Consider the following 14,410-nt stretch of genomic DNA (forward strand, 5'->3'; position numbering starts at 1 on the left):
AGATACTGATTTTGGGATATACTACCAAAGTCAAAGTAAATCGTTGGTATTAAGTAGAAAAAGTATGGCTATTCAATTAGACCACATTCATCGTCGGTGTGAAAAATCGGTTATTACTGCCTATCAAGAGTTAAAAGCTGTTGGTGTAGGGGAAATGCAAATTTTTCAGAGCTGCGTTCTTTTATATCAAATTTATCATCCGGAATCTTCAGTAAATGAGGCTCGTCTTCTCGTGTCTGAATGGATTGACTATCATATTTATGATAAAAAACAGAATGGCAAAACCACTGGATGCGATTGCAACTAGAGGAAAAACCAGGTAAGGAAATTGTTATTTGAATTTCCTTACCTGAAAAGTTTTCTTATCTAAATTAGTTTATTTATTTAAGTCTCTACGCTGATGGCCTGTATATAGCTGACGAGGACGATAAATTCTTCGTAATGGATCATTAAAGGCCTCTTTCCATTGACTTACCCATCCTACTGTGCGTGCAACAGCAAAAAACGCGGTAAACATTGATTTGGGTATTCCCATTGCCTTGAAAATGATTCCAGAGTAGAAATCTACATTTGGATAAAGTTTACGTTGAACGAAATAATCGTCATTCAGTGCATATTTTTCTAGTTCAATAGCGAGTTCCAGTAATGGATCGTGTTTAATACCCAATTCCTCAAGGACTTCATAACAGGTCTGTTGCATGATTTTTGCCCGTGGATCGAAATTTTTGTAAACGCGATGCCCAAATCCCATTAACCTGACATTACTGTTTTTATCCTTCACCTTTGCAATAAAATCAGGGATATTTTCTTTTGAGCCTATTTTTCCAAGCATTTGTAAAACCGCTTCATTTGCACCACCATGCGCGGGTCCCCAAAGAGCGGCAATACCTGCGGCAACACAGGCAAACGGATGTGATCCTGTTGATCCTGTCAATCGTACTGTGGATGTTGAGGCATTTTGTTCATGATCAGCATGTAAAATCAAAATACGGTCCAATGCATTGCTGAGGATTGGATTGACCTTATAGGGTCTATCCGCACGGGCAAACAGCATGTTAATAAAATTTTCTGAATATGAATAATCCGCTCTTGGATAGACAAAAGGTTCCCCTCGGGAATATTTGTAGGCCCATGCCGCAAGAGTGGGCATTTTTGCAATCAGACGAACAGCGGAAAGATCACGACTTTCTTCGTTAGATATGTCAATGCCTTCGGGATAGAAAGCTGATAATCCACCAACTGTTCCACATAACATGGCCATTGGATGTGCATCGCGACGATAGCCGTTAAAGAAATTTCGAATTTGCTCATGAAGAAGAGAATGATTAAGTAACCGTTCTTTAAAATCCTCGTGCTCTTCTTTGGATGGAAGTTCTCCGTACAAAAGAAGATATGCCACCTCTGCGAAACTTGATTTTGCAGCAAGCTGTTCGATTGGATACCCGCGATATAAAAGGATACCTTTTTCACCATCAATGAATGTGATCTTACTTTCACAAGCGGCAGTACTGCCCAATCCAGGATCAAAGGTAAATAAACCCAATTCTTTGGTCAAACTGCGAATATCAACGACACTATTTCCACTTGCCCCTGATAGAACTGGTAATGTAGCTGTTTTCCCCTGAAAAGTAATGGTAACGGTTCCGTCATCTTGAGGAGGTGAGAAAGACATAGCTTCCGTGTCTGACTGTTTCATACTATATTCAACCTTATTGTGATTTAACAATGTCTTTAAATTTAATGCATAAAAATGCTCAATCTTCACCATACCAGAATACACAGAGAAGTTTTTTCACGTCTCTGAGAGCTTGGCATTTAAATAAATTATATTTAAAATTGTTTTGCTGAGTCTTAATATAAAGAATTGCATGCACAACCAAAAATAAAAAATAAGAGATGATTTAATTTTTCTTATCAATTTTTTGTTTGGCAATTGCTTTATGATGTTGAATAACTTCCGTAATGATGAAATGAAGAAATTTTTCAGCGAAATTGGGATCCAGATGGGCGGATTTGGCCATTTCTCTCAATCGTGCAATTTGTTCAGATTCTCTTTGAGGATCAGAAGGGGGTAACTGATAAGTTGCTTTCAATTCACCCACTTTTTGGGTCAAACAAAATCGTTCGGCCAGAATATGAATTAACGCATTATCAATATTATCAATGCTTTGGCGCAACTTTAATAATTCTTGTTTAGCTTTTTCTGGAGAAAGTGGTGGTTGTTTAATCATACAATCTACCTTTTTACATAAATTTTGGATAATAATTTTTAATTTGAATTAAATTGGAATATCGATCCACGATAAATGACCGCCTTTACCCGCTCCAGTATCCATAAAAACGGCTGTCCCTCCGGCATATCCTTTGCGGATCCAGGGACGTCCGTCCGTGGATCTGCAATCATGTCCGCAATATAGGGTATAACCTGATGGAATATGATTAACCCAGTTTAGTCTGCGGACCGGATAACCATTTGCAAGGGTTTTATTGGTTGTTTCCCCATACAATGTGCGGGATAACAAGGCATTTATCGGTGTCAATGGATTGGCTGGCGGGGGTTCAACCAGCATTCTGGTATGAAATCCGCCATGAACAAAAATAAAATTCTTAAAAATTAACCAGGCAGGAGCTTTTTCCAAAGCTTGCAAGATTTTATCGGTTAGTTTTTTATCAGGATGTTGGTTGATTTGATCAAGGGTTCTGGTCAGGATATTATCTTTTCTTACCCTGAATCCCTTGAGAAACAATCCCAGTTTTCGGTCATGATTGCCAATCAAGAAAATTCCTCTTTTTTCATCCTGAACCTGTAACATTAACGCCATTACAGCACCACTATCCGGTCCGTAATCGACCAAGTCCCCCAGTTGAATGATGAAGTGATCTGTTTCAACAGCATGTCGAAAACCGTTAATATCACCATGGACATCCCCGATAATTCTGAAATTTTTGAAACGAGTGGATAATGTGGCAAACATCGCTATAGTATAAACCATAAAGTTTTTTACTTTGCATCTATATATTGCAAAAATGTTTTTTTTATTGAATATCTCACTTTTTTTTGTTGGAAGAATTGAACTTTATGATCTTAATTAAAAGAAAAAAAAATATATAGTTTTATTTAAGTTAAGATTTTAAAGGATTAGTCATGTCTCAAAATAATCGTATTCAACATCAGGGATTAAAACGAAAAGTCTGCTCGGCTGAAGAGGCCGCGCAATTTATTCATGCGGGTGATTTGATAGGTACAAGTGGATTTACGGGGTCAGGATATCCGAAGGCAGTTCCTCAGGCTTTGGCTAATAGAATTAAGGAAGCTCATGCGTTAGGTAAGGAATTTAAAGTCAAACTGATAACTGGAGCGTCAACAGGACCAGAACTTGACGGTGCATTGGCGGAGGTTAACGGAGTTTCTTACCGTTCCGCGTTTAATACTGATCCAATTATGCGTAAACGGATCAATAGTGGGGATACTGATTATCTTGATATGCATTTGGGACAGGTTGCCCCCTTATATCGTACAGGTGTTTTGGGTGAAATGGATGTCGCCATTATCGAGGTCGTACGTATTTGCGAAGATGGTCGGTTGGTTGCTTCCTCGGCTCTGGCCAACAATCAGCTTTGGTTGAATAGTGCAAAAAAAATTATCCTTGAAGTCAATCAATGGCAAAGTGCAGGTCTGGAGGGTATGCATGATGCATGGGAGGTTTCAACCTCTTTTCCTCATCAGATTATTCCATTGTCCTCCCCTTGTGATCGTATAGGTCAACCATATATGACTGTTGATCTGAATAAAGTGGTGGCTGTTGTGGAAACGAACGCTCCAGATCGAAATGCCCCTTTTAGTCCCAGTGATGAAAACGCAAAATTGATTGCTGGACATTTAATGGAATTTTTCAGATATGAAGTGAAAAGAGGTAAAGTGCCGCCTCAACTTTTTCCGTTACAATCCGGGGTTGGCAATGTTGCCAATGCGGTTATGGAGGCTTTGGGCGAAGGGGATTTTGACAATCTGACCGCATTTACGGAGGTGATTCAGGACGGTATGTTGAATATGCTTGAAACTGGGAAAATGAAGGTTGCTTCGGCGACATCCTTTTCTCTAAGTCCTGAAAAAGCGGAGTATTTTAACGATAACACTGATTTTTTCCGTGACAAAATCATTTTAAGGCCTTCTGAAATCAGTAATCATGTCGGTGTTATTCGCCGGTTAGGATGCATTTCCATGAACGGCGCCATCGAAGCGGATATTTTCGGCAATGTCAATTCCACCCATATTATGGGTTCAAGAATGATGAATGGAATTGGTGGTTCTGGGGATTATGCAAGAAACGCCTATGTATCGATTTTCATGACTCCATCCTTGGCCAAAGGAGGAAAGATTTCCTCAATTGTTCCGATGGTATCTCATGTGGATCATATTTATCAGGATGTTCAGGTTATTGTAACCGAGCAGGGATTGGCAGATTTACGGGGACTGTCACCGCGTCAAAGAGCAAAACTTGTTATTGAAAATTGTACGCATCCCACTTTTAGACCTCTATTGAGGGAATATTATCAAATGTCCCTAAAAAATAATATGGCTCATACTCCTATTTTGCTTAAGGAAGCCCTGTCATGGCATGAACGGTACATCGATACAGGTACAATGATCCCCTGATTTTTCATGCAATTGTTAATTTGCTTAAATTAGATTTTTTAAGCAAATTATAATGGATAGTTTAATAGGAATTATATTGAACAGATCCAAAATGGTGACGATTATATTCAAGCTGGTTTGGAGATAGTTGAAAGCCAACAGCAAGTTCATATCCATCAGGGGTACGGGCAGTTGTGGCGGGAACTTTGAACATCAATTTTTTGGATTCAAGCTTCACTTGATCAATATTATTGGGGAAACTAACTTCCGCAATCATTTCCTGTTTATCAACGACTTTTCCATTATGAATGGTTGCAATGAAATATGGGATTTTGAAAGAATGAGTCTGGGCTGCTGGTCCTCGCTGAATCTGAAGGGTCACACTCAGTTGTGTATCAATGTAGTCTTGATAGCTTAAATTTCTCTTTCTTCGTTCTTTATTTTTTTCGTTCTTTGGATCATCAGTGCAATTGCCTGATATTTCTATGATGCTGGCTTTAGTTATAAGATGAGGGAGACTATCCTGATTATTTTCAAAAACAAAATAATCTGATGCTGCAGGAAGAATACTAACTTTGGGACAGGCAGGAGGAAAATCATATGTTACTTTTTCTGCACATCCCCACAGAAAAAATGTGAAGGGTAAAAAGGCGAGGGGTGTTTTTATCGTCTTTTTTGTCAAAACACTTGAAAGGATCATCGCTTTCCTGCCAGTTATAGAGAAGAGGTTGTTAATAAATAATAAAATATATACCATAAAACAAATTGTTTTAATGTGAAATATATTCTTTATAATTAATTTTAAGTTCTGATGTTTAATAACAGCTTGTTTACCTGATAAAATCCAAATATAAAGTTTATAGATTTTTAATAACTTGGAAAAATTATGTCTGACCAACATTTAAAGAATTCAGAAAATCAAACTCGTGCGTTAAAAGTATTATTGGCTGGCCCTCGTGGGTTTTGTGCAGGGGTTGATCGAGCTATTCGTGTTGTAGAAGAAGCTTTGCGACGGTACGGGGCACCAGTATACGTTCGTCACGAAATCGTTCATAATCGGACAGTTGTTGAAAATTTAGAAAAAAAGGGGGCTATTTTTGTGGAGGAACTGGATGAGGTTCCAGCAGATGCACATGTGGTTTTTTCAGCGCATGGTGTTCCCAAAACTGTGCCCCTAGAAGCCCAAAGACGTAACCTGTTATATCTTGATGCTACATGTCCCTTGGTTTCCAAGGTTCACAGAGAGGCGGAACGGCATTTTGCCAATGGCGGTGAAGAAAGCCGTCATATCTTGATGATTGGTCATGCAGGTCATCCCGAAGTTGTTGGAACGATGGGGCAATTGCCACCAGGTGCGGTAACCCTTATTAAGGACGCAGAGGAAGCCCGTACTGTACAACCTGAAAATCCAGACCGTTTGGCATTTATAACACAAACTACGCTTTCTGTGGATGATACCGCAGAAATTGTTGCCATTTTAAGGCAACGATTTCCCAAGATCGAGGGGCCAAAGCGTGAGGATATATGTTATGCAACTACAAATAGACAGGAAGCCGTAAAAAGAATTGCGGCAGAGTGTGATTTGATGTTCGTGATCGGTTCCCCAAACTCTTCCAATTCACAACGGTTGCGTGAGGTTGCTGAACGTTCGGGAGCGCCACGGGCAATTTTGATACCGAAACTGGAAAACATGGATTGGAAAGATCTGGAAGGCGTGAATGTATTGGGGATCACGGCAGGAGCCTCTGCACCTGAATCCCTTGTGCAAGAAATACTTGAAGCCTTGTCCAAACATTTTACGCTCGATATCGAAGAACGGATTGTCAAAGAGGAACATGTTACATTCAGTCTGCCAGCTCCCCTAGGATAAAATAGAGAAACATAGAGTTAATACATGGCTGTTTATACAAATGTTTCTGAACAACAAGTATCATCTTGTCTTCAAAATTATCCTGTCGGTCAACTTGTTCGGTTAAAGGGTATTGCCCAGGGGGTCGAGAATAGCAATTTTCTTCTTGATACCACCCAGGGGAAATATATTCTTACCCTTTATGAAAAACGTATAAAAAGAGAAGAACTTCCATGGTATATGGATTTGATGCAGTTTTTTGCGCAACATCATATCCGTTGCCCCTTACCTGTCAGAACAAAAGAGGGTGAATGCCTGATTGAGCTGAATGAACGTCCGGCAGCAATTTTTACTTTTTTGGATGGAAAAGAAGTTTCGGAAATTTTGCCGGAACACTGTTTTGCCTTGGGCGTCTCGATGGCTCGGATGCATCAAGTTGGTCTGGAATTCAAGCGGAATAAAAAAAATCATGTGGGGCCGGACAGCTGGAATGCGTTACTTGAAAAATCGGTTAATCACGGGCATGATGATTTAATAAGGGAAATTGATCCTGTTCTAAGAAAAATCATTCAATCCTGGCCTACCCGACAAGAGGGTTTGCCAGTGGGTCAGATACATGCAGATTTATTTCCTGATAATGTTTTTTTTCAAGATAATCGTCTAAGTGGATTTATAGATTTTTATTTTGCCTGTACTGATTTCCTGGCTTATGATCTTGCAATTGCTTTAAATGCATGGTGTTTTAAAGAAACGGGTGAGTATCTTGTCAAACGAGCAAGGGCTTTGGTTGCAGGTTATCAGTCTGTTCGTATTCTGACTGAGAAAGAAAGATTGTTGTTACCCATTTTTAAAATGGGGGCGGCATTGCGCTTTTTACTGACGCGCCTACATGATCTGGTTTATACGCCTTCAACAGCTTTGGTTACTCCTAAAGATCCGCAACCTTATTTATACAGGCTAAGATATCATCAACTTAACAAAGTTGAAACATATGAATTTTGATCGAAGCAATTTTCAAAAAGGTTTTGTTGAAATCTGGACAGATGGAGGGTGCAGTCCCAATCCAGGTCCTGGCGGATGGGGAGTGTTATTACGCTTCAAGGGAATTGAACGTGAGTTAAGTGGTGGGGAAATGGAAACGACAAATAATCGTATGGAACTGACTGCCGCTGCTGTGGCTTTGGAGACATTGACCCGTTCTTGTCATGTGGATTTGTATACGGATAGTCAATATGTCCGCCGTGGAATTACTGAATGGTTTGAAGGCTGGAAAAAAAACGGCTGGAAAACAGCGCGGAAAAAACCGGTTGCGAATACTGATTTATGGCAGCGATTGGAAAGTGCCGCCGCCAGGCATCAAATTCAATGGCATTGGGTAAAAGGACATAACGGATGTCCTGAAAATGAACGGGTTGATCAGTTGGCCACGTCAGCCAGAAAAAAAATAACAGAAACAGGTTAACTAGCTAGCGCACTTTGTTTTGTTGTAAAATTGCACTGCGATTGCCTCCTGGTTGCCCGGCAAATGTATCATAGGATGCACTTGCATTATAGGGAGGTTGTACAGGTGCGTTAAAATACGCCCGAATTCCTGTCCCGGGAATATTGACTGAAGGACCGTTATAGGGTCTGACAGGCGATTGGCTTGGAGTGGACCCTGGCAATCCCTCACCTTTTTGAGAAGTTATTGAATCTGACTGTGTGGTTGTCATTGAATTATCATAGCTGACAGGTTTATATTCTGACATGCCAGGTCTTGAAGGGGGCGGAGGTAATGGATTTGGAGCCTGGTTTTTCGTATTATTTGAAACTGCACCAGAAATTTGAGCCTGAACAACCATAGGAATGATGCCTGTCAATAAACAAATGGTTAAAATCAGACCGGTTCGAAAATGAGAAACAGATTTCATTTTGTTATATGCCATTATTTTTAAATCTTACTTACATATATAAAAATAATCTATTTTTAAAAGTAATCAATTGGCAACTTTTTCTTTTCTAAAAAAGATGACTTTTTTGTCATATTATTTCCCTTAAAAGGGATTATGGTTAATGATATCAAATTATAACCAATTTATCATCATTGGAATAGGTATTGACAAATGAATACAGAAAATAATCAGACGATTGTTCCTTATTCTTTAAATGACCAAGAGGTTCAGGATCTTACAGTTGCGCTGAAACAGCTGGAAGCAGGACGCGGCGTGTTATTGCGATTGGCCGATATTATGGGAGGAGCTGTAGGACAAGCCATAAAATTAGGTGAAAGAGGACTGAGTCTTTCACCAAGGATACAGAAAAAAATAGAGAAATTCACCAATGTTTCCATTCAGCGCGCTTTTGAAATTGCCATTTTAGGATTGAACAGAAAAACAGAGAAAACGGATTCAAATTTATCAAAAGCTGTCTGGCGTGATCGAATAATGAAAGCCATGGTTGTTACGTCAGGTGCAGTTGGAGGGTTCACTGGATTGGGTGGTATGTTGCCTGATATCAGTCTGACTACCCTTGCTCTTATGCGTGAAATTGCTCATGTTGCGCAAGAGGAAGGGGAGAATCTACAAAATGAAGATACTAAACGCGCCTGTCTAGAAGTATTTGCATTACGGTCTTTTGCTAATTTGGGTATAGATAAAGATAATCAGCTGGGTTTTTTTTCAGCCAGATTAATGTTGCGTGGTCGTCCGATGATTTTGCTCATGGCTGACGTTTCTTACCAATATGGATTGAGCCTTTCCCAAAAACTGAGTATGCAGATGATGCCTGTTGTTAGCGCATTATGTGGTGCCTCATTAAATATGGCCTTTTTAAATCATTATCGTTCTTTGGCAAGACTACATTTTGTTATACGTCGATTGGAACGTGAACATGGAATGTTAGCTCGGGAAACAATTGAGTATATTTGTAAAAATCATATAAATTCCGATAATTTTTTTTAATGACATGATCAGATCATGTTCATGTTATCATGATTTAATCATTACAATAGAATTGGACGTGCAAAGTTTATTCAAGATTAAGGCATTATAGATTTTTAGTTAACGAGATATCAATTAAGTTTAGTTTAAGGGGGATTGAAACGGAATTGATTCCGTCTATAATTCGGTATTTGTAAAGTCAATATATTAAGGATAAAGTGATGTTGTATAATTTTAGGGCGCTATGCTCTTCTTTTTATAAAAAAAAGGGTTATACGGGATCAATTCTTATTGGTACCACTTTTTTTGCCGCCCTACCGGCCTATGCCCAAGAAAAGCATCCTTTATTTATGCCGAAACGAGATGTAACGGTTGTTTATGCCGTGCAGCCGGAAAATTCATCATTGGCCCAAAAACGCAAGATATATTTTTCTGGAAATGGAACTCTATTTCGAATTGATGGTCCCAACAATATTGGGTTCACCCTTATTGATTCAGCTAAGCAAACGGCAACGGTTGTTTCCAATAAGTCGCGAGTTTATACGGTGATACCAAGTAAATCGGGCAAGGGTGGTCTTTTTTTGGATGAAAGTCTACATTTCAGAAAAAAGGGAACAGATCGTATATTGGGTATTTTGTGTCATCATTGGTCAGTTCAAGGAACAAAAGGACATTCGGATGTTTGTGTAACTGATGAAGGCATATTATTACGGCAGGAAGGAACGGATATTGATGGTATTGATGGTAAAACAGAAGCCCTTTCAGTGCAATTTGATGCTTTGTCTCCCTCCACATTTCAAGTTCCGGTAGGATATCAGCAGGTTAGACTTCCCCAGCAAAAGGGGGAAAGTCCCACTTTGGTTTCACCCAATGCCAACGCTCAGCCTCTTTCACCTATCCAGGCTAAAAAATCGGAAAATGGGAATAAGGTGGATGCCAGCCAAAATCCTTTTATTACTCCTCAAAGGGATGTTGATGTGGTTTATGCAATCGCTGGTCCCATGCCTGGTTTACCTCCATTTCATCAGAGAATGCGCTGGTCCGTGGAACAATGGAAACAAAGAATTGATTCCCAGGGGATTGATACATACATGATAACTGATTATCGCACGCAGCGATTAACCGTTTTAAACCCCCAGTTAAAGAAAAAAACCGAACTTGTCGCGCCGGGTGCATCTATTCAGGGCGCGGGAAAAAGGGCAGGGGGAGATTATGTCAAGGTTGGTGAGGCCACGGTTGCTGGACAATTTTGTAATGAATGGGAGGTGGCAGATACAGAGGGCAATATTAATGATGTATGTTATACAAATGATGGAGTTATGTTACGCGTTGTACGTAATAACATTCCATTAGTTGTGGCCTTAAAAGTTGTTTACGCACATCAAGATGCCGGTTTGTATAAAATACCTTCTGATCTGAAGATGTTGGCACCGGCACATCCGTAAGGTTCACAGAAGATTATCGATCAGATGCATCGAGAGTTTTCAAAATTTCGTTTACATGGTTGGTAACTTTGACTTTATGCCAGATTTTAAGGATTCTACCCTTTTCATCTATTAAAAAGGTCGATCGTTCAATACCCATGTATTTTCGACCATACATTGATTTTTCTACCCAAACGCCATAGGCTTCCGTCATTTCACCTTTTTCGTCGGATGCCAATGGAAAGGTGAGGTTGTGTTTTTGGGCAAAATCCTTCAGTTTTTTAACTGGATCACGGGATACACCAATAACAGGGATATCGAGCTTTTTGAATGCGGTCAGGTTTTCTTCAAAAGCACAGGCCTCTTTCGTGCATCCAGATGTATTGGCTTTTGGATAAAAATAAAGAACAAATTTTTTTCCTTTTAATGCAGTCAGGGAAATTGAACTTTCAAGTTGGGTGGGAAGATCAAAATTGGGTGCCAGGGAACCTTCGTTTAGTTGGGTCATGTAACTTACTTTTCTAGATGGATATAATGAAAATTGAATATTTTTTTCAAGTTAATAATATAGTTATTAGGTGACAGGGCCAAGAAGTTTTATAAAGAGATCACGAACCTGTTCACTGGTTTGATGTATTTTCTCCATAATCAGAGAAAAGGAATCTTTTGTGTGAAAAATCTTTCCCAGAAGTTTTTCGGTCATGATTTCAATAATGATTGGAGTTGCATCCATTTCCAAATGTTCGGGAGGATATTTGCCGAAGAATAATCTTAAAAGACTTTGCAAATTTCGCCAGAAATAATCAGCTTGAATCAAATATCTTGCCTCTTCAATAGAAAGATAGCCATTTTGAGCCAATTTTCTGAACGCTATTCTTGTGCAAGGATGTCTTGCTTTATTATTATGCGAGATTAATTGCAGAGTTTGAGCAATAAATTCCACTTCTATAAGTCCACCTTTAAGATATTTGACATCCCATTGTGTGGTGGGGGGCATATCATTTTCCAGCCTTTTGCGCATGTGAACGGCGTCTTGTAAAATGATTTTATTGGTCACGCCAGAGGGGGAAAAATCCAAGGCCTTGTTAATGGCATTATTGATCCGGTCCTGCAAGATTTTAGGTCCACCTATAACCCTGGCCCGCGTTAAAGCCATCCGTTCCCATGTCCAGGCTTCTTTTTCATGATATCGCTGGAATGAGTTCAGGGATACGGCAACGGGCCCTTTGCTGCCAGATGGACGTAAACGCATGTCAATTTCATATAATGGACCTGTATAGCTTGTATTGGTCAAGGCAGTGATAAAACTTTGTGTTAATCGTATATAATAAGGATTGATGGCTAACGAACGGAATGCTTTATTGGCCAATCCTGTTTCTGCGACACTGGCAGCAATTTCAGGTGGATGGTCATAGACCAGCATCATATCAAGATCGGAACCCACCGTCATTTCCCATGATCCGGCTTTCCCCAAGATAATGATGCATATGCCTCCATCCGGAATAATCCCATATTTTTGTTCATGATCTTTGATTACTCTTGCCAGAAGTTCGTTTAAAATGATATCTGCCATTCTTGTACGCTGGATTTGACTTTTATTTAGAGAAAGGCGGTTTTCCATATAGGAAACGGAAAGCCTGAATTCCTCGCTTTGAATAATGTTATGAAGAATGGGCAGAATTTCTTCCAGAGACTGGGTGCTGTTTAGATGTTCATGGATCGTTTTTTGCAGCAGATTTGTTTTTGTTTTTAATATATCGACATGAATTAACGCATCAAGTGCTGCAGGATTATTGGTAATATAATCAGCCATGAATTGTGATGAACCCAATATTGACGCCAATTTTTCGATTAAAATGGGATTACGTTCGAAAAGGGACAAAAGCTGTATCCCCGCATGATGTCGTGCCAGCAAACTGTCAAAACGCTGTAGGATCAAAAGAGGGTTTTTCTGTTCTGCAAAAGCCTGTAGAATATTAGGTAAAATATTTTTTAGAATCATTCTGGCCCGTGCGGTTCTTAAAGTACGGGGGCCGCTATTGCTCCATGATTGTAAAATAGATGCGGCTTCATCGGGGAAACCTTTTTCATTCAGATAATTGATTAATTCATTTTTAGGTAAATCAAGAATAAAATTTTCTTCATTATCCGGAGACGTGAAAAATCCCTCGAATATATGTCGGACCTTTTGCATAAGCGGGAATAAATCTTCAACAAATTTGTCTGTTGATTCATATCCCATGAAAATGCAAAATGCATCAAATGCCTGTTGTGTATTGGGAAGGGAATGGGTCTGGTAATCGGATTGCATTTGCAGGCGGTGTTCTACTTTACGAAGGAAATAGTAGGTTTTAATTAGGATTGTTGCGGATTCATCGGAAATTAACTCTTTTCTGGTCAATTGCTGTATGGCTTTGATTGTTTGGGGTGTACGCAGTTTTGGAAAACGTCCTCCCCAGATCAATTGCAAGGTTTGGGGTAAAAATTTGATTTCACGAATACCACCATAGCCTAATTTCACATTTTGACCGATTAACCAGTGCAGGGCATCTTGTCCAAATTTTTTTTCAGAGAGTATTGGCGGGTTGGGTTTGCCTGAATTTTTATGACAATCAATCCTGTTTTTCATGGCATAAATGTCCTCGACAACAGCAAAATCCAGATGCCTGCGCCATATAAAGGGTTGAACAGCCTCCAGGAAAGAATGTCCTCCTGCAAGATCTCCCGCGACAGGTCGTGCCTTACTCATGGCACTTCGTTCCCAGGTTTGTCCCAAGCTTTCATAATATGAAATGGCGGCGGGTAACGAAACGGCGAGTGGGGAAGAAGAGGGATCAGGCCGTAATCTCAGATCAACACGAAAAACATATCCATTTTCATCTCGATCCTCCATGAGGGATACGAGTTGTCGTGTGATCCGGATAAAAAGTGTGGCAAGATCGGGATGATTCGGATATTTGTCTGGATCATAAAGAATAATAAGATCAATATCAGAAGAGTAATTAAGTTCCCTACCACCAAGTTTGCCCATTCCCAAAACAATAAATCCTGAGTTTTCCTGAGGATTTTCTGGGTGGGAAAGTGTAATTTTTTTATTTTGATGTGCTTGTAATAAAAGATAATTGATTGCAAAATGAAGGGTGATTTCTGCAAGATAACTGAGCGTGTGGGTTATTTTTTTTAAAGTCCATACATTTCCAATATCTGCAATTGCACAGGCAATGGCAATTTTTTGTTTGGTAATCCGTAATATTTTGGCGATACTGGATCTGGATTCTTGTATTGATGAATTTTGCAGGCAAGTAAAGGCTTTATTGCAGGCCTTATCAGGTCCATTTAATATAAGGTATTCAAAGAAATGAATGTTTTTTATAATCAAATCAGCAAGAAAGGGGCTGTTCCCACCAATGGCATGGATAAGGCGGACAATACCGGGTTGCTGAATTAATACTGGATCCTTGTTATTTTTAACCCATGCTTCTTTAACTGCATTTGAAAAAAGGTCTGCTGAACGTTGATCCGCCGCTTTTGGCCAATTCTGATCAAACCAAGGGATAGAAGACAGGTTTTTGTGAGACATGAT

The 14,410-nt window shown here is 39.5% G+C and carries 14 protein-coding genes; 7 read left to right on the forward strand and 7 right to left on the reverse strand.

What is annotated here, in order from left to right:
- Positions 1–64: 64 nt before the first annotated feature.
- The gene (locus H3R33_RS00815) at positions 65–307 is read left to right on the forward strand and encodes a hypothetical protein (protein ID WP_110438434.1); all 243 of its coding nucleotides are present in this window, start codon (positions 65–67) and stop codon (positions 305–307) included.
- 69 nt (positions 308–376) lie between these two features.
- Here H3R33_RS00815 and gltA read toward each other — a convergent pair whose 3' ends face one another.
- From gltA to H3R33_RS00830, 3 genes are all read right to left on the reverse strand, one after another.
- Positions 377–1,696, reverse strand: a complete 1,320-nt coding sequence (gltA, locus tag H3R33_RS00820) for a citrate synthase (protein ID WP_230873447.1) — start codon at positions 1,694–1,696, stop codon at positions 377–379.
- Between the two features lie 205 nt (positions 1,697–1,901).
- The gene (locus H3R33_RS00825) at positions 1,902–2,231 is read right to left on the reverse strand and encodes a chorismate mutase (protein ID WP_155567206.1); all 330 of its coding nucleotides are present in this window, start codon (positions 2,229–2,231) and stop codon (positions 1,902–1,904) included.
- Positions 2,232–2,279: 48 nt separating this feature from the next.
- A complete protein-coding gene (locus H3R33_RS00830; RefSeq protein ID WP_196424162.1) occupies positions 2,280–2,993 on the reverse strand; it encodes a metallophosphoesterase in 714 nt (237 codons plus the stop codon).
- A 152-nt stretch (positions 2,994–3,145) separates the two neighbouring features.
- On the opposite strand from H3R33_RS00830, the gene H3R33_RS00835 reads away from it, so the two are divergent.
- A complete protein-coding gene (locus H3R33_RS00835) occupies positions 3,146–4,657 on the forward strand; it encodes an acetyl-CoA hydrolase/transferase family protein (protein ID WP_198184537.1) in 1,512 nt (503 codons plus the stop codon).
- A gap of 61 nt (positions 4,658–4,718) precedes the next feature.
- Here the strand turns inward: H3R33_RS00835 and H3R33_RS00840 are convergent, their stop codons facing one another.
- A complete protein-coding gene (locus tag H3R33_RS00840; protein ID WP_198184538.1) occupies positions 4,719–5,336 on the reverse strand; it encodes a hypothetical protein in 618 nt (205 codons plus the stop codon).
- A 186-nt stretch (positions 5,337–5,522) separates the two neighbouring features.
- On the opposite strand from H3R33_RS00840, the gene ispH reads away from it, so the two are divergent.
- From ispH to rnhA, 3 genes are read left to right on the forward strand one after another with little or no spacing between them, the layout of a single operon-like run.
- Positions 5,523–6,506, forward strand: coding sequence for a 4-hydroxy-3-methylbut-2-enyl diphosphate reductase (gene ispH, locus H3R33_RS00845; protein ID WP_110438429.1), 984 nt, complete (start codon positions 5,523–5,525; stop codon positions 6,504–6,506).
- A 24-nt stretch (positions 6,507–6,530) separates the two neighbouring features.
- Positions 6,531–7,487, forward strand: a complete 957-nt coding sequence (locus H3R33_RS00850) for a homoserine kinase (RefSeq protein ID WP_198184539.1) — start codon at positions 6,531–6,533, stop codon at positions 7,485–7,487.
- Complete coding sequence (rnhA, locus tag H3R33_RS00855) at positions 7,477–7,947, forward strand: ribonuclease HI (RefSeq protein ID WP_198184540.1); 471 nt, start codon at positions 7,477–7,479, stop codon at positions 7,945–7,947. The genes H3R33_RS00850 and rnhA overlap by 11 nt, the downstream gene beginning before the upstream one ends.
- Positions 7,948–7,951: 4 nt before the next feature.
- Here the strand turns inward: rnhA and H3R33_RS00860 are convergent, their stop codons facing one another.
- Positions 7,952–8,395 (reverse strand): hypothetical protein, encoded by a 444-nt coding sequence (locus H3R33_RS00860; protein WP_155568383.1) that lies wholly within the window; start codon positions 8,393–8,395, stop codon positions 7,952–7,954.
- A gap of 192 nt (positions 8,396–8,587) precedes the next feature.
- Between H3R33_RS00860 and H3R33_RS00865 the strand changes: the two genes are divergently transcribed.
- Both H3R33_RS00865 and H3R33_RS00870 read left to right on the forward strand, forming a co-directional pair.
- Positions 8,588–9,424, forward strand: a complete 837-nt coding sequence (locus H3R33_RS00865; RefSeq protein WP_198184541.1) for an EcsC family protein — start codon at positions 8,588–8,590, stop codon at positions 9,422–9,424.
- A gap of 200 nt (positions 9,425–9,624) precedes the next feature.
- A complete protein-coding gene (locus H3R33_RS00870) occupies positions 9,625–10,848 on the forward strand; it encodes a DUF4412 domain-containing protein (RefSeq protein WP_198184542.1) in 1,224 nt (407 codons plus the stop codon).
- A gap of 13 nt (positions 10,849–10,861) precedes the next feature.
- On the opposite strand, the gene bcp is transcribed toward H3R33_RS00870, so the two are convergent.
- Together bcp and H3R33_RS00880 are read right to left on the reverse strand one after the other, a co-directional pair.
- On the reverse strand, positions 10,862–11,335 hold the full coding sequence (gene bcp / locus H3R33_RS00875) for a thioredoxin-dependent thiol peroxidase (RefSeq protein ID WP_155568380.1): 474 nt from the start codon (positions 11,333–11,335) through the stop codon (positions 10,862–10,864).
- Between the two features lie 66 nt (positions 11,336–11,401).
- Positions 11,402–14,407 (reverse strand): bifunctional [glutamine synthetase] adenylyltransferase/[glutamine synthetase]-adenylyl-L-tyrosine phosphorylase, encoded by a 3,006-nt coding sequence (locus tag H3R33_RS00880; protein WP_198198854.1) that lies wholly within the window; start codon positions 14,405–14,407, stop codon positions 11,402–11,404.
- Positions 14,408–14,410 lie beyond the last annotated feature (3 nt).

Origin of the sequence: Commensalibacter sp. B14384M2, from assembly GCF_016101865.1 — a bacterium.
GTDB lineage: Bacteria > Pseudomonadota > Alphaproteobacteria > Acetobacterales > Acetobacteraceae > Commensalibacter > Commensalibacter melissae.